Source organism: Aerococcus agrisoli (assembly GCF_003797145.1).
GTDB classification, from domain to species: Bacteria; Bacillota; Bacilli; order Lactobacillales; family Aerococcaceae; genus Aerococcus; species Aerococcus agrisoli.
Genome location: NZ_RKMG01000036.1, coordinates 1 through 14,052, shown reverse-complemented (window position 1 = coordinate 14,052; position 14,052 = coordinate 1). Strand labels below are relative to the sequence as shown.

Below are 14,052 nucleotides of genomic sequence, written 5' to 3'. Positions count from 1 at the left end.
CCATTCTATAGGGTCCATTTTATATATTCAAGGAGTCTTTTTTTCGTATTTTACCCATTGTTTCTTTGAAATGAAATACCCTATTATAAACAAAAATTCGATTACTCCAAATGCCAATATAAAACTATGCATAAAGAATGCTTCGGGTAAAGCTAATATAATCGGATCGGTGCTAGGATTGAATAACCAAGCATCATTGTTAAAGAATACCTGATGGAATAGCACAAACAGCACATCAAAGTTGATCAATAGAGCCAAAACAACACCCAGCGGAAGCAAGATTCCCCACTGGAAGTATCGAAGAAGTCGCCAGTATTGCCCTTCTCTGTTTAGATACTGCATAAACCAGAAGGAGCCTATCCCTGAAGTGATCAGAATCAGGTAGTCCAGCATAAACAACTTCTTCACTTCAGTGAAGTGGAATAACCCGCTAACTGAGCTAGGGAAATCCGGCATATCCAGTTTCGCTATCCAAGGCATATTCAGGTAATTCAGGAGGATGCGATAATTTGTTGAAATCTGTTCCTTTGGCATTTTAAGCGTTTCCGTTATTTCCAAATAATCGATGTCAAACGAATAGAGCGGCGTAAAGTTGATGGTGACGGCGATGGAAAGGGAAAGGATGAAAAGCGAAATCATGATGAATCCAGTTATGGAGAATATTTTTTGCCTCAAAACAGCAGCCCCCTTACCATTCTCTTTGGTTTAATCGGGCTTTCGTGTCACTCAGCTCTTCCCTTAATTGCTGGATTTCATCTTCCAGACGCTTTTTATCCTCCACGTCGCCGGTATGGTCATGTCCTTTATGGTTATGACCGCCATGCATACCAGGCATGAGAAACATCATGAGCATGTGTCCAACCACCATCAGTACCACAAATATAATTGTTTCCATCTTCAACACTCCTCTTTTATTTTTATGCCAATGCTACAAACGAAATAGATTGTGAATGGCAAACCCTGAAACAAGCAAAAATCAAACCAAATGAGTGATAACAAAGATTATTTCTCATCTTCTAGATAAGAATAACAAAAAATTATGTGATTCTTATGGAGATGGGGCAACTCCATAAAATCTACATAATTCATTGGTATAGTCAATAAAAGTAAGAAAGGAGGTTCCTGTCTCATATAGTTGTAACGGTATAATGATTGAAATAACAGGCAACATTCGTTAACATTCGTCACCTGGCCTGAAACTAGGAGGACACATGGACAGAAAGCAGCTTGTCAAATTTATAAGTATCCCACTCTTATCGAGTTTGCTCATTCTTCCTATGGATGTAAATGCACGAAGTATTGAAGACCTGACATAAGAGAAAGAGCAGCTTGAGAAGCAACTGCGGGAATTAGATGGAGAAAGCACCAGCCAACAAGTAAAGTTGGATGGTTTAGAAGCAAGGAAGGAGCAGTTGCGAACAGGGACCATCGCACTTCAAGAAAAAATTGATGCGCTCACCTTACAAATGGCAGGGCAACAAGTGACCCAGGGGCAAAAACTGGGCATCATGGGAACCACCGGAGATTCCACGGGCGTCCATCTTCACTTTGAAGTATACGAAAACGGAATCCAGGTCGATCCAGCGCCTTATTTGGGCTTATAACTATCGAACGGGATACAGAATGAAAATCAGTAAGGAGTAAGTTATGAAATCAATTGTCGGAACAATCGACCGCGTCGCGTTTTCCTTTGGCTCATTCACCGTCTACTGGTATGGGATTATCATTGGGGCTGCTATGTTGCTTGCCATCACACTTGCCTCTAAGGAAGGAAAGAAAAGAGGCTTGGGCGAAGAGGACATTACAGATATGGCAATGTGGGCTATCCCCCTTGGACTTATCGGAGCAAGAATTTATTACGTTCTTTTTCAATGGGAGTATTATATCAAGAAACCGCTTGAAATCATCGCCATTTGGCAAGGCGGCATCGCGATTTATGGCGGTTTGATTGCAGGGGGGCTGGCCGTGTACTGGTTCACGAAGAAAAAAGGGATTCCTTTTTCATTGATGCTCGATATACTGGCGCCCTATGTTCTGTTGGCGCAGTCCATTGGCCGATGGGGGAACTTTATCAACCAGGAGGCCCATGGGGAAGCAGTGACCCGCACCTTTTTGGAGAACCTTTACCTGCCAAAGTTTATTATTGATCAAATGCAAATTAATGGCACCTACTACCATCCGACATTCCTGTACGAGTCCTTGTGGAGCCTCTTAGGCTTTGCCATCATTATCATGTTGAGGAATCGGAAAAACTTGTTGCGACGAGGCGAAGTGGCCCTCAGCTATGTTATTTGGTATTCGGTGGGGCGCTTCTTTATCGAAGGTATGCGCACCGACAGTTTATGGATGGGTGATTTTTTAAGGGTGTCCCAAGGGTTGTCCCTCCTCTTGTTCGTTGGCGCCATCGCCATTTGGATTTACCGTAGACGGGATTATCCGCCAAAAGCCTACTATCTAAAAGGATGGAAGCTGAAGGAAGAGCACTAAATCACATGGGCCACGTCTAAAATATAGAGAGGAGCGTTTTTATCATGATGGAATATTGAAACAGCTTGACATGGGGCGGAATGGGGTACATGATGTTTATGGGAATATTTTGGATCATCCTAGTGATTATTGTGGTGTATCTTTTCATTAAACTTGTTTCCGATAAGGGGAATCGGACGGTTGAAAAAGAAACGCCTTTGGAGGTCCTACAAAAAGAGTTTGCCAAAGGAAACCTGACAGAAGAGGAATACCTGAAGCGTAAAAAGCACTTGGAGTAAACTGCTGACGATAAGATAAATAAAAAAAGGAGGAAAAATAATGATAACGAAGTATATAAAAATGGTAAAACCCTTTGATGTTGTTATTATCTTCCCCCTTATTGTTTTGTCTTTTTTACCGACGGTTATCTTTGCAGTCCAACAGACGAATAATAACAATGTTTACGCGGTTATCTCGATTAATGGCGAAGAGGTAGATCGTTTCCTGCTGACAGGAAATGAGGAACACAGACTCATTACCTACTATCCGGCACCCGGTAAATACAATATTGTCTAGATAGACGGCGAACGGATTCGAAATAAGGAAGACAACAGTCCGTACCAGATTGCGGTGCGAAGAGATTGGATTCAATCTCCTGGGGAGACGAGTCTCAATCTACCTCACCGATTATTAATTGAAATTGTAACTGAAAATCCAGAAGAGTCAGACATAGATGTGATGGCTCAGTGAAAAAAGCAGAACCTTGCCAAACAAAATGTATCAAACTGCCAACAAATAGGGAAAAAAGAGGCACTCCACCATAATGGGAGTGCCTCTTTTATGCTTTTATGTGGCTTTCTAGCGGAAGACTGACAACAAAAGTCGTCCCTTTTCCGTATGTGCTTTCGACAGAGATGGTCCCATGGTGGGCGTTCACAATTCCTTTAACAATCGATAAACCAATCCCTTGGCCACCCAGTTTCCTGTTCCTAGAGGGTTCAGCCATATAGAACCTTTCAAAAACTTGATTGATTTCATTTGGAGGGATTCCTTGACCGGTATCGGTTATCTTAAAGGAAGCTACGCCACTAATTTGGGAAACCTGAAGATCAATGTGGCCACCGGAAGGGGTAAATTTAATTGCATTGTACAAGAGATTAGTTACCACTTGATGAATCTTATCTCGATCAGCAGAAATTAAAACCGCTTCTCCGTTAATGGCACAGTCAATGCCCTTCTCAATCAACAAAGCTTGAAAGGTGCCGGCAACTTGTTGCGTAAGTTCTAGCAAATCAAAGGATGACTTCTGCAGCTGGCTTTCATGGCTTTCAATTTCATTGATCCGATCAATTTGTCCGATCAGGCGGGCAATGCGGTTAACTTCCTCGTAACAGTGGTAGAGGCGTTCTTCCGATACTTCCCAGACCCCGTCAATCATGGCCTCAATATTGCCTTTCAAAGTCGTCAATGGTGTCCTGATTTCATGGGCGATGTCAGAGGAAAGGCGGTTACGAATCTCTTGTTGGCGTTGGAGTTGCCCAGACAATTCATCCACGGAATCCAAGAGGCTGTCAATTTCCTGAATCCCTGTTTCCTCAATCGCCAGGTGACTGTAGTGACCCTTCGCAATTTCCGTCGTAAAATTCTGTATTCTGACGATTGGTGAACTCAATTTTTTGGCAATCAATAACGCGAAAAATAAGGAGATAATTAGGGACCCAATCGCTACAAAAATAAAGTTGTTCCTCATATCGGCAAGGAATAACGCATCATGTTCCGTGTAAGCGAAAGGTCCAACGGATTGCACTTCGAGAGAACCGATTGGGTCTGTTTCGCTACCGAGGGGAACGATTGTCTGCACGTAGCCACTCTCTATATCGCCCATTATCTGCTCCATATTTAGGAGGTGGGTTTGAATCCTATTTTTTGACTCTTCTTCCTCTGAGGGAGAGGGGCCCCATACTTGGTTGCCAGCATGGTCATATACTTTTAGGATGATGCCTTTCTGGAGAGCATCGCGTCCAATATTTTGGATTGTTGGAGGGGCATCTGCCCAAGTACCCGTTTTCTGATAGAAGTTTTCTAACTCAGTCTGGTATGCTGTTAACTCTGATTCTTGCCTTTCGCGCACATAGTCTTCGAAGTGGCTTTCCATTAAGTTTAGTGTTATCCAGCTGAAGGTCCCCACTAAGATAAAGGACAGAGAAACAAACGAGAGCAAGAGTTGCCATTTAATGGTTCGCTTCATTTTTGACCACCAAATCGATACCCCGTTCCATATGCGGTTAAGATGAAGTAGGGGTTGCGCGTGTCGTCCTCAATTTTTTGACGAATATTTTTGATGTGGGTATCGATCACCCGATCCGTTCCATCAAAATCGAGTCCTTTCACAGCGTCCAGCAGCTGTTCCCGTGAAAATAGGCGCTTTGGATGTGAGGCCAGAAGGGCCAATAAAGCATACTCGGTCGGGGTCAAAATGATTTCTTCACCTTGTTTGAATACTTGTTTTCGATCCGGGTAGATAACCAGCAAACCTTCTTCGAAAGACCACTTTTCTTCTCGGTATTCTGGTTGGACACGGCGTAAAACGGTTTCGACCCGAGCAACCAGCTCTTTCGGGCTGAATGGTTTTGTGATGTAGTCATCAGCCCCCAGGCTTAACCCTTCCAAGATATCTTTTTCGGCTGTTTTCGCAGTCAACATGATAATCGGTACAGTGGAGGAGTCCCTTATTTTTTTACAGACTTCGAGGCCAGATAAACCAGGCAGCATGAGATCCAACACAATCAAGTCAGGTTGGACAACATCAACCTTTGTTAAAGCCTCGTTTCCGCTCAAAGCGCGAAACACTTGATAGCCTTTTGCACTCAAATAGGCTTCCACGATATCCAGAATGCTTGCTTCGTCGTCCACAATTAAAATCTTCATGTAATCTTTCTCCTCCAATTTCGTTGGTATCTTCATTCTACTAAAACTTGACCCATCATGCCATTGTCTTCGTGCTCTAGGATATGGCAATGGTACATAAAAAATCCCCTTTTCTGGGAATGTGACTTCAATCCTAACGCTATCGCCTGGATAAAGTGCGATGGTGTCTTTCCAACCTTGTTCATTGGCTGGTAGGGCGTTGCCATTCCGGATTATCACCTTGAACTGGACGCCATGCAGGTGGAAAGGATGGATCATGCCACCCATCATGTCCCGTGTGTTTTTAATCTCCCAAACTTCCTTTTCCCCGACCTTAGCGCGTAAATCGATCCGGTCCATGTCGAACTGTTTGCCGTCAATGGCGACCATGTTTCCCATGCTACTAAAGGTCATCACTTTGTCAGGCGTAGTAGAATCTTCTGCTTTTGGGATGTTGTCTAAAGTCTTAACTTATGAATACGTTTTTTTATTTTTAGATATTTTTATAGTTGTCACTTTAGGAGTTATCTTGCATCTGTTTTAAGCGTTATCTTGCACTATAAGTTAATATTGCAATTTACGAATATAAAAAAAGCCCAATTTCTCAGCATTAAAATGAGAAATTGGGCTTTGCTCGTTACTCCGAAAGCGTCCTCTAATGGAATAACAAATACAATCAAATGGTCATTTGACTATAATGTTTGAGTAGATCACAATAATAACCAAGTGGAGTTGATAGGCTCCCTTAAAGTACAAGCAAGACACTTGAAGAAGAAAAATGTATTATACTTGACCGCGTACTATGGTACGCGGTTTATTATTATTTAGGGGTGAACTATGTGAGTTATCGTATTACTGCATTTGCAGAAAAATGTGGGGTAAATAAAGAGACGATTAGATATTACGAACAAAAAAATTTATTACAAGAACCTTCCCGAACGAAAGCTGGTTATCGGATATATTCATATGATGACGTTAAGCGTGTTGGGTTTATTAAACGAATACAGAGACTTGGATTTTCTTTAAACGAGATTTATAAATTATTTGGTGTTGTAGATAAAGATGAAGTTCGTTGTCAAGATATGTTCGAATTTGTTTCTAAAAAACAAAAGGAAGTTCAAAAACAAATAGAGGATTTAAAACGAATTGAAACTATGTTAGACGACTTAAAACAACGATGTCCAGATGAAAAAAGTTTACATGCTTGTCCGATAATTGAAACCCTAATTGAGGAAGAATGAAAGGAATTTTGAAATGAAACATAAAAAGACCTTTATTGCAGGGCTTATAGGTACATTTTTGGTTTTGTTATGTTGGGCTACGCCTATTTTAGTTATTTTATTAGGTACGCTTGGATTAGGTGCAATAACAGGCTATTTAGATTTTGTTCTGATTCCTGTTTTAGCTGTTTTTCTTGGTTTAACTTTTTATGCTTATTCTAAATATGAAAAATCATATAAAAATAAGAAGATGTAAAAAATGAAAGAAAGAGTTGTTGCAATTGCTTCGATGTTTTCAGCTTTTTTAGCAAGTCTTTGTTGAATTGGCTTAGCGATCTTAATACCACTTGGTCTAAGTGGTTTAGCTGGAACACTTGCCGTTACGTTTGCGCCATATCGAATTTGGTTTATTGTTATCACTGTTATTATGCTTTCTTTTGCTCATTTACTTGTATGGAAACAAAAAAATAGTTCAAAGAAAACGAAGAAGTTGTTATGGGTTAGTACAATCGTTTCTGGGGTAATGCTTATCTATACATTGTTCAGTCAGGGGATATAAGGCATGATGAAATATTTAATATATCTATTCATTATATTTGGATTGGTTGTTGTCCTTTCTGGGTGTGGTCAAAAAGCAGTTGAAGAAGGTTCAAAAACAAGTGAGGTTCCATCAGAAAACTTAGAATCTGTTTCGTTTAAAATAGATGGTTTTACTTGAGTATCTTGCGCTTTTACGGTGAGTTCCGCCGTTTCTAATTTAGAGGGTATTCAAGATATAGAAGTTGAAGGATCAGGAGAAACCCAACTTACATTTGATAAATCGAAAACTAGTTTAGAAGAAATTGAAGAAATAATTACTGATTTAGGGTATGAAATAAGGAAATAGGAAAATTTAAGATAAAACAGGAGGTTGAGGTAATGAATAAATTTAAGATAAATATTCAAGGAATGACTTGTACAGGTTGTGAAGAACATGTAGCCGTAGCACTTGAAAATGTGGGAGCTAAGAACATTGAAGCTAGTTTTCGTCGTGGTGAAGCAGTATTTGAATTACCCGATGATATTGGGGTGGAAAGTGCAAAAAAGGCAATTGATGAAGCAAAATACCAGCCTGGAGAAATAGAAGAAGTACAATCTGAAGAAAAAATAGTTTTAGGTGATGAGGGAGACTATGACTTACTTATCATTGGTTCTGGCGGGGCTGCTTTTTCGGCTGCGATTAAATCGGTTGAATATGGGGCAAAAGTAGCTATGATTGAGCGTGGAACCGTTGGGGGAACATGTGTAAATATTGGTTGTGTGCCATCAAAAACACTTCTTAGAGCTGGGGAAATCAATCATTTGGCAAAAGTCAACCCATTTATAGGTTTACAAACATCTGCTGGAAAAGTGGAATTAGCTCCTTTAGTAAAGCATAAAGATGAGTTAGTAAGCGAACTTCGGAATCAAAAATATGTCAATTTAATTGATGAATATGGCTTTGAGTTAATTGAAGGTGAAGCAATATTTGTTGATGAAAATACAGTTGAAGTTAACGGGAAGAAACTTTCTGCAAAGCGTTTCTTAATTGCAACGGGCGTTTCTCCTTCCTTACCGCCGATTTCAGGACTTGAAAAAGTGGATTATCTAACAAGTACAACATTACTTGAATTAAAAACGGTACCAAAACGATTAACGGTTATTGGTTCAGGATATATCGGAATGGAACTTGGGCAATTGTTTCATAATTTAGGTTCAGAAGTCACGCTTATGCAAAGAAGTGAGCGACTTTTAAAAGAATATGATCAAGAAATTTCAGAAGCCGTAGAAAAAGCGTTAATTGAACAAGGTATTAACCTTGTAAAAGGGGCAACTTTTGAGCGTGTAGAACAAGAGGGGCAAATCAAAAAGGTTCATGTAACAGTAGATGGTAAGAAAAAAGTGGTGGAATCAGAGCAGTTACTTGTTGCAACAGGAAGAAAACCAAATACAGATGCTTTGAAATTAAGTGCCGCAGGGGTTGAAGTTGGAAAACGAAAAGAAATCCTGATAAATGACTACGCTAGGACAAGTAATGAAAAGATTTATGCTGCAGGCGATGTAACATTAGGACCTCAATTCGTTTATGTAGCAGCATATGAAGGTGGAATTGTTGCCGATAATGCGATTGGCGGATTAAATAAAAAATTAGATTTATCCGTTGTTCCTGGCGTAATTTTTACAAATCCTTCGATTGCAACGGTTGGTTTAACAGAAGAACAAGCAAAAGAAAAAGGCTATGAAGTAAAAAAATCTGTATTGCCTTTAGATGCAGTTCCAAGAGCAATAGTAAATCGTGAAACAACAGGCGTTTTTAAGCTTGTTGCCGATGCAAAAACTTCAAAATTACTAGGGGTTCATATCGTATCTGAAAATGCAGGAGATGTGATATATGCGGCGACATTAGCCGTTAAGTTTGGATTAACAGTCGAGAATTTAAAAGACAGCCTTGCACCATATTTAACAATGGCAGAAGGATTAAAATTAGCTGCTCTTACCTTTGATAAGGATGTTTCGAAATTATCTTGTTGTGCAGGGTAAGCTCTTATTTATAGTAGCTTAACTATGTGAAGAAAATACACTCAAACTATCCGGTGGCTATAATTGAGAAAGCCAATCTAAAAAAGTCGGTTCCTTAGCGTACAGGAATTCGACTTTTTTAGGTTGAAATTCCCTTAACGTACAAAATTTCCGAAATGTTGGCGGTACCCCTAACTATAGGTTGCAATATAAATCTTAACGAAAGATATGGGTAAAAATACTTTTTAGCTCAGTAACGTGAATAAGTGACTCACTTTTAAATATGAAATTGGCTCAAAATGCGTTATTTTTTCTTACTCTTTATATATCGATAGAGAGTAGCTTTACTGATACCAGTCATTTCTGTAATCTCTTTGCCACTATACGCTTTACTCTCATACAGTTTCACGGCTCGTTCAATATCACGTTTGTTCACACGTGGTCTTCCGCCTATCCGACCTCGGGCGCGGGCACTCTGGAGCCCCTCTTTCGTCCGCTCCACAATCAAATCACGCTCGAATTGGCTGAAGGCCTGGAAGACGGTCATCATGAGCCTCCCCTGCGGGGTGGTTGTATCGAAGTTCTCCTTCAGGCTGACCAGCTTCACGTCCTGCTCCTCGAAGTAGGTGACCAGGTCAATCAGATCCTTGGTGCTTCGTCCCAAGCGGGAGAAGCTCTCCACCACTACCATGTCCCCAGGTCGCAATTTATCCTTTAGACGGTTCAACTCAGGACGATTGCTCTTAGTTCCTGTCATTTTCTCCGTCAAGATTTCGTTGCAATTTTGTTCCGCTAGCAAGTCTAATTGACGATCTAGTTCTTGTGAACGTGTACTCACTCGGGCATAACCATAAATGTATCCACTCATGCTTTTCTTCCTTTCGTACTTTAATTATGGCTTGATTGTATCATAAAAGGGAGTTATAGATACATAGTTAATGCAACAAGTTATGATGCAAAAAATGACCTCTTTTATTTAATAAAGAGGTCATTTCATTTTGTCTCATAATCGATTGTTTTTGAGACAAAGTAATTTATAAAAAATATGCCTCTAACGTTTTTAGAACGTTAAAGGCATATTAACTTCAGACAGTTATTACTATACCCTAGATTTATGGGTTTTGATAGAATTAATTAGATTTTAATAAACGAAGTCCATTCAGAATAACGACCAACGTACTTCCTTCATGAATAAAGACACTGATTCCTATATCTGTTAGACCTAATAAACTCACTACAACTAAAAAGGCTACGACTGCCATTGAAAAAAGGATGTTTTGCCATATGACACGATTCATTTTAGAAGAAATTCCATGAGCTTTAACCAATTTAGATAAATTATTCTGCATTAAAACTAAATCAGACACCTCTACTGCTACATCGGTTCCGTCTCCCATAGCAATCCCTACATTTGCATTCACAAGGGCTGGGGCATCATTTACACCATCACCCACCATTGCTGTTACGCCGTATTTCTCTTTTTGCTCGTCTATAATTCGAGATTTATCTTCTGGCATGACATTCGCGATTACTTCATCTATTCCTAATTGTTCAGCAACTGCTTTTCCTGTCATTTCTGAGTCGCCAGTGATTAGAGTGGTGTGTATGCCTTGTTCTTTAAAGTATTTAATAGTTTCTTTTGCATGTTCACTTGGAACGTCCATGAGAGCTATAAGTCCAATGACATTCTCATCTTCTGCTACATATACGACTGTCTTACCTTCTGATGCCCACTCATTATTTAAACGAATATATTCATTTGCAACCTCGTCAAATGAAGTTGGTTTTCCGATCCGATAATTTTTGCCGTTGTAATCTCCTGTCAACCCTTTACCAATCTGATTTTCTACTTCAATAGTCAGTTGATTTTTTTGTTCAAACTTTCTTAGAATGGCATCTGCTAAGGGGTGATTGGATTCTTTTTCAAGAGCTACCACGATATCAATCATATTTTCTTCGTTCACGGAATCAGCAAAATAATAATTGGTTACTTCAGGTTTTCCTTTGGTCAAAGTTCCGGTCTTATCAAACGCAATTGCTTGAGTATCAGCTAATTGAGATAGATAAGAACTACCTTTTGAAAGGACTCCATTTTTGGCCAGGTTAGAGGTCGTTGATAAGGTTACCGATACGGTAGCTGCTGCTAAAGCACAGGGTGAAGCTGCAACTAAAAGAACTAATCCTCTATAAATACTTTGTGCCCATGTCCAATCAAATAGAGCAGGAGCCAATAATACAAACAGGGGAATGGCAATTAAAACAACTGTGACGTATTTCGGTTCAAATTTTTGGATAATACTTGCAGCTTTTGTTTGATTATCTTGGTTCTGGTTCACTAATTGTAAAATTTTTGAAAAGACTGTATCTTCGCTTTCTTTAGTGACTTCCATTGTGAAAGTACCTGTTCCATTGATTGTACTTCCGAAAACGTCGTCTCCTTTGGACTTCTCTTTTGGGATACTTTCTCCATTAATAGACGACTCATCAATGGACGTAGAGCCTGACAAAATGACGCCATCAATGGGGACTTGATCGCCATTCAATACTTGAAGTTGATCTCCCACTTTTAATTCACTGACGTCAACATTTTTTGTACTGCCATCAGGCTGGATTAACCGGGCAGTCGTTGGATTCATTTCGAGTAATTTCGTGATTTCTCGTTTACTTCTTCCTTCTGCATAATCTTCCAAAAAATGTGCACCAGAAAAAATAAGAATCAATAATGTACCTTCCCAAAAATTCCCCATTAAAGAAGCGCCAATAGCCGCTAATCCCATTAAAATATGAGAATTAGGCGTGAACTTATTATTTGCTTTTGTGTTCTCAATTGTTTCCCCAAGGCCTTCAAGAATAATGACATGATACCCCGCACTGATTGTAGCGATTGAAAATAAAATGTTTTGTAGCAACTGATAATCTTCATTCAAAAATAGAGCGATCACCGCTAAGGCTAAACCAATAAGGTATAAAACGATTGGCATTTTCCCGTGATCATGGTCATGATCGTGATTGTGTTTTTCTTGAGATTGTTGTTCTTCGATAGTTTCCATTTTTATCACCTTCCTATATAATTCCTTTGATTTCCATTCATTTACTTATTAAATCACACAAATTCCCACTAAAAGAAGAGAAGTATTCATGTAATTTCCATTGTCTCTGACTCCTTTCAGTTGTCCCATATGTAAATCGGAATCTTTACGTTTTAAATGTGAATAACAAATCATATGTCTATGCTTTCATTTTATAGTACTCTATAAGTTTTGTCAATAAAAAGCAGTCTCAACTCCTTTCTCATAAACTAACAAACGCCCTTATAAACAAAATACTAGCTTTGTTTCGCACATATGGTATTATATATATGAGCACAAAGTCATATGAGAGGAATAAAAACACTATGGATATAAAAACAACTTCTCCAATCGATAAAGAATCTATTCAGTCAATAAGCAAACTATTTAAGGTGATTAGTGACCCTACACGCTTGTCAATTCTCTTTCTTTTACAGAAAGAAGAGCTCAGTGTTGGAAACATTGTGCTTGCATTGGACATGGAACAGTCCGCTATTTCTCATCAATTAAAAACGTTGAAAGACGCACGCTTAGTGAAATCAAGAAGAGAAGGAAAAAGTATGCTTTACAGTCTTGATGATCTTCATGTTTTCAGTATTCTCGAACAAGTCTTAACTCATATCAACGAACTAGAACAATAAGAGCAAATAATATATAAAACTAAATGGAGGTTTTTAAAATGTCAAAATCAGATAAAAATCATAATCACTCGCATCAGGATCAATCGAAAAAAAATATTAAAATTGCTTTTTTCGTCAACTTTATTTTTTCTATAACTGAATTTTTCTTTGGGTTTCTTTTCAATAGTGTGTCAATTATGTCTGACGCAGTTCATGATTTAGGGGACTCTATTTCAATTGGATTCGCTTGGTTTTTTCAAGGTTATTCAGAGAAAAAACAAGATGAACGGTTCACCTTTGGCTATAAACGATTTTCTTTACTGGGCGCGCTGATAACTGGCGTTGTGCTAATTAGTGGCTCGTTCTTTATGATCTATCGTAGTGTGCCACGTTTGCTTGACCCACAACCCGTAAATTATAGTGGCATGTTCTGGCTTTCACTCGTAGCTATTGCATTGAATGGATATGCTGCTTGGATTTTAAGCAAAGGCACATCCAAAAATGAGGGTATGTTGAACCTCCATATGCTGGAAGACGTATTAGGGTGGATTGGAGTCTTGATTGTGAGTATTCTAATGAACTTTACCGAGGCTTATCGATTGGATCCAATCTTATCGATTTTGATAGCACTCTATATCCTCTATAAAACTGTACCTGAATTTTTCAGTACAATGAAAATTTTATTGAACGGTTCGCCGGAAAATGTAAACGTAGAGAACCTGGCGAACTCCATTAACAATATTCCTGCTGTAAAGGATCTCTCTCATTTTCACATTTGGTCACTGGACGGAGAAGAAAATGCCCTTATCGTTACGGTTCTTATAGACTCTTCCGATATAAACAAGACTAGGGAAATCAAAGAAGAAATTGCAGAGCTTGCCCATACATCGGGTGTAAAGGATCATATCACAATAGAAATAACTACAAGTAAAGACGAACTAGAAAAAGGGTATGCTTATGGCAGTTAAAGTATTTATATATTGAAAAAAGGACTATTTTAAATCGAGTAGGAGACTAGCCAATTAATGGCTAGTCTCCTACTCGATTTATTAGTGCAAAGCACCCCTTAAATTTAATGCAAAATAAAATTACAATTTACACTTAATTGGCTTTTTTTACTTAATTTATCGGTTTCATAACTTATTGTTTTTGATACTGAAATTACAGAGAAAAAATAGAGTTTTTTTCTGATTTAACAATCTAATATAGATCCTGAATAATTCATACTTTTCG

15 protein-coding genes and 3 pseudogenes are annotated in these 14,052 nt (G+C 38.9%); 11 read left to right on the top strand and 7 right to left on the bottom strand.

Annotated features, from left to right (window positions below; genetic code table 11):
* Nucleotides 1–27: 27 nt before the first annotated feature.
* Together EF384_RS08645 and EF384_RS08640 are read right to left on the bottom strand one after the other, a co-directional pair.
* Complete coding sequence (locus tag EF384_RS08645) at nucleotides 28–642, bottom strand: TIGR01906 family membrane protein (protein WP_439647012.1); 615 nt, start codon at nucleotides 640–642, stop codon at nucleotides 28–30.
* Between the two features lie 46 nt (nucleotides 643–688).
* Complete coding sequence (locus EF384_RS08640) at nucleotides 689–895, bottom strand: adhesion protein (protein ID WP_123781181.1); 207 nt, start codon at nucleotides 893–895, stop codon at nucleotides 689–691.
* 487 nt (nucleotides 896–1,382) lie between these two features.
* Here EF384_RS08640 and EF384_RS09870 point away from each other — a divergent pair, with 487 nt between their 5' ends.
* From EF384_RS09870 to EF384_RS09985, 4 genes and pseudogenes are all read left to right on the top strand, one after another.
* Nucleotides 1,383–1,604 (top strand): M23 family metallopeptidase, encoded by a 222-nt coding sequence (locus EF384_RS09870; RefSeq protein ID WP_378106283.1) that lies wholly within the window; start codon nucleotides 1,383–1,385, stop codon nucleotides 1,602–1,604.
* 43 nt (nucleotides 1,605–1,647) lie between these two features.
* Nucleotides 1,648–2,487: a prolipoprotein diacylglyceryl transferase gene (gene lgt / locus EF384_RS08630; protein ID WP_123781179.1), complete on the top strand. Its 840-nt coding sequence runs from the start codon at nucleotides 1,648–1,650 to the stop codon at nucleotides 2,485–2,487.
* Between the two features lie 92 nt (nucleotides 2,488–2,579).
* Nucleotides 2,580–2,765, top strand: coding sequence for an SHOCT domain-containing protein (locus EF384_RS08625; RefSeq protein WP_233570081.1), 186 nt, complete (start codon nucleotides 2,580–2,582; stop codon nucleotides 2,763–2,765).
* Nucleotides 2,766–2,805: 40 nt separating this feature from the next.
* Nucleotides 2,806–3,216 (top strand): annotated as a pseudogene (locus EF384_RS09985) (NusG domain II-containing protein).
* An 88-nt stretch (nucleotides 3,217–3,304) separates the two neighbouring features.
* Here the strand turns inward: EF384_RS09985 and EF384_RS08610 are convergent.
* From EF384_RS08610 to EF384_RS09900, 3 genes and pseudogenes are all read right to left on the bottom strand, one after another.
* The gene (locus tag EF384_RS08610) at nucleotides 3,305–4,714 is read right to left on the bottom strand and encodes a sensor histidine kinase (protein WP_123781175.1); all 1,410 of its coding nucleotides are present in this window, start codon (nucleotides 4,712–4,714) and stop codon (nucleotides 3,305–3,307) included.
* Nucleotides 4,711–5,394 (bottom strand): response regulator transcription factor, encoded by a 684-nt coding sequence (locus EF384_RS09860; protein WP_233570080.1) that lies wholly within the window; start codon nucleotides 5,392–5,394, stop codon nucleotides 4,711–4,713. The genes EF384_RS08610 and EF384_RS09860 overlap by 4 nt, the downstream gene beginning before the upstream one ends.
* Nucleotides 5,395–5,553: 159 nt before the next feature.
* Nucleotides 5,554–5,733: pseudogene (locus EF384_RS09900) on the bottom strand (multicopper oxidase domain-containing protein); the annotation flags it as partial.
* A gap of 479 nt (nucleotides 5,734–6,212) precedes the next feature.
* Between EF384_RS09900 and merR the strand changes: the two are divergent.
* From merR to merA, 5 genes and pseudogenes are all read left to right on the top strand, one after another.
* Entirely contained in the window at nucleotides 6,213–6,614 is a 402-nt protein-coding gene (merR, locus tag EF384_RS08600) for a mercury resistance transcriptional regulator MerR (RefSeq protein WP_003143773.1), read from the top strand.
* Nucleotides 6,615–6,627: 13 nt separating this feature from the next.
* Entirely contained in the window at nucleotides 6,628–6,849 is a 222-nt protein-coding gene (gene merF, locus EF384_RS08595; protein ID WP_048728520.1) for a mercury resistance system transport protein MerF, read from the top strand.
* Nucleotides 6,850–7,155: 306 nt separating this feature from the next.
* Nucleotides 7,156–7,311, top strand: coding sequence for a lipoprotein (locus EF384_RS09765; protein WP_002360746.1), 156 nt, complete (start codon nucleotides 7,156–7,158; stop codon nucleotides 7,309–7,311).
* Between the two features lie 15 nt (nucleotides 7,312–7,326).
* Nucleotides 7,327–7,479: pseudogene (locus EF384_RS09945) on the top strand (heavy-metal-associated domain-containing protein); the annotation flags it as partial.
* A 32-nt stretch (nucleotides 7,480–7,511) separates the two neighbouring features.
* Nucleotides 7,512–9,152, top strand: a complete 1,641-nt coding sequence (gene merA / locus EF384_RS08580) for a mercury(II) reductase (protein WP_123781173.1) — start codon at nucleotides 7,512–7,514, stop codon at nucleotides 9,150–9,152.
* Between the two features lie 283 nt (nucleotides 9,153–9,435).
* On the opposite strand, the gene EF384_RS08575 is transcribed toward merA, so the two are convergent.
* On the bottom strand, nucleotides 9,436–9,999 hold the full coding sequence (locus tag EF384_RS08575; RefSeq protein ID WP_123781171.1) for a recombinase family protein: 564 nt from the start codon (nucleotides 9,997–9,999) through the stop codon (nucleotides 9,436–9,438).
* A 262-nt stretch (nucleotides 10,000–10,261) separates the two neighbouring features.
* Nucleotides 10,262–12,181 carry a heavy metal translocating P-type ATPase gene (locus EF384_RS08570; RefSeq protein ID WP_199729740.1) on the bottom strand — a complete coding sequence of 640 codons (1,920 nt, stop codon included), beginning with the start codon at nucleotides 12,179–12,181 and terminating at the stop codon, nucleotides 10,262–10,264.
* A 344-nt stretch (nucleotides 12,182–12,525) separates the two neighbouring features.
* Here EF384_RS08570 and EF384_RS08565 point away from each other — a divergent pair, with 344 nt between their 5' ends.
* Nucleotides 12,526–12,840 carry an ArsR/SmtB family transcription factor gene (locus EF384_RS08565; RefSeq protein WP_123781167.1) on the top strand — a complete coding sequence of 105 codons (315 nt, stop codon included), beginning with the start codon at nucleotides 12,526–12,528 and terminating at the stop codon, nucleotides 12,838–12,840.
* 38 nt (nucleotides 12,841–12,878) lie between these two features.
* Entirely contained in the window at nucleotides 12,879–13,787 is a 909-nt protein-coding gene (locus EF384_RS08560; protein ID WP_123781165.1) for a cation diffusion facilitator family transporter, read from the top strand.
* Nucleotides 13,788–14,052: the final 265 nt, after the last annotated feature.

Coding starts and splice junctions, on each gene's coding strand:
- EF384_RS08575 (WP_123781171.1), bottom strand. CDS start 9,999: ATGAGTGGATACATTTATGGTTATGCCCGAGTGAGTACACGTTCACAA.
- EF384_RS08565 (WP_123781167.1), top strand. CDS start 12,526: ATGGATATAAAAACAACTTCTCCAATCGATAAAGAATCTATTCAGTCA.
- EF384_RS08610 (WP_123781175.1), bottom strand. CDS start 4,714: ATGAAGCGAACCATTAAATGGCAACTCTTGCTCTCGTTTGTTTCTCTG.
- merA (WP_123781173.1), top strand. CDS start 7,512: ATGAATAAATTTAAGATAAATATTCAAGGAATGACTTGTACAGGTTGT.
- EF384_RS08570 (WP_199729740.1), bottom strand. CDS start 12,181: ATGGAAACTATCGAAGAACAACAATCTCAAGAAAAACACAATCACGAT.
- EF384_RS09860 (WP_233570080.1), bottom strand. CDS start 5,394: ATGAAGATTTTAATTGTGGACGACGAAGCAAGCATTCTGGATATCGTG.
- lgt (WP_123781179.1), top strand. CDS start 1,648: ATGAAATCAATTGTCGGAACAATCGACCGCGTCGCGTTTTCCTTTGGC.
- EF384_RS08560 (WP_123781165.1), top strand. CDS start 12,879: ATGTCAAAATCAGATAAAAATCATAATCACTCGCATCAGGATCAATCG.
- merF (WP_048728520.1), top strand. CDS start 6,628: ATGAAACATAAAAAGACCTTTATTGCAGGGCTTATAGGTACATTTTTG.
- EF384_RS09765 (WP_002360746.1), top strand. CDS start 7,156: ATGATGAAATATTTAATATATCTATTCATTATATTTGGATTGGTTGTT.
- EF384_RS08640 (WP_123781181.1), bottom strand. CDS start 895: ATGGAAACAATTATATTTGTGGTACTGATGGTGGTTGGACACATGCTC.
- EF384_RS08625 (WP_233570081.1), top strand. CDS start 2,580: ATGTTTATGGGAATATTTTGGATCATCCTAGTGATTATTGTGGTGTAT.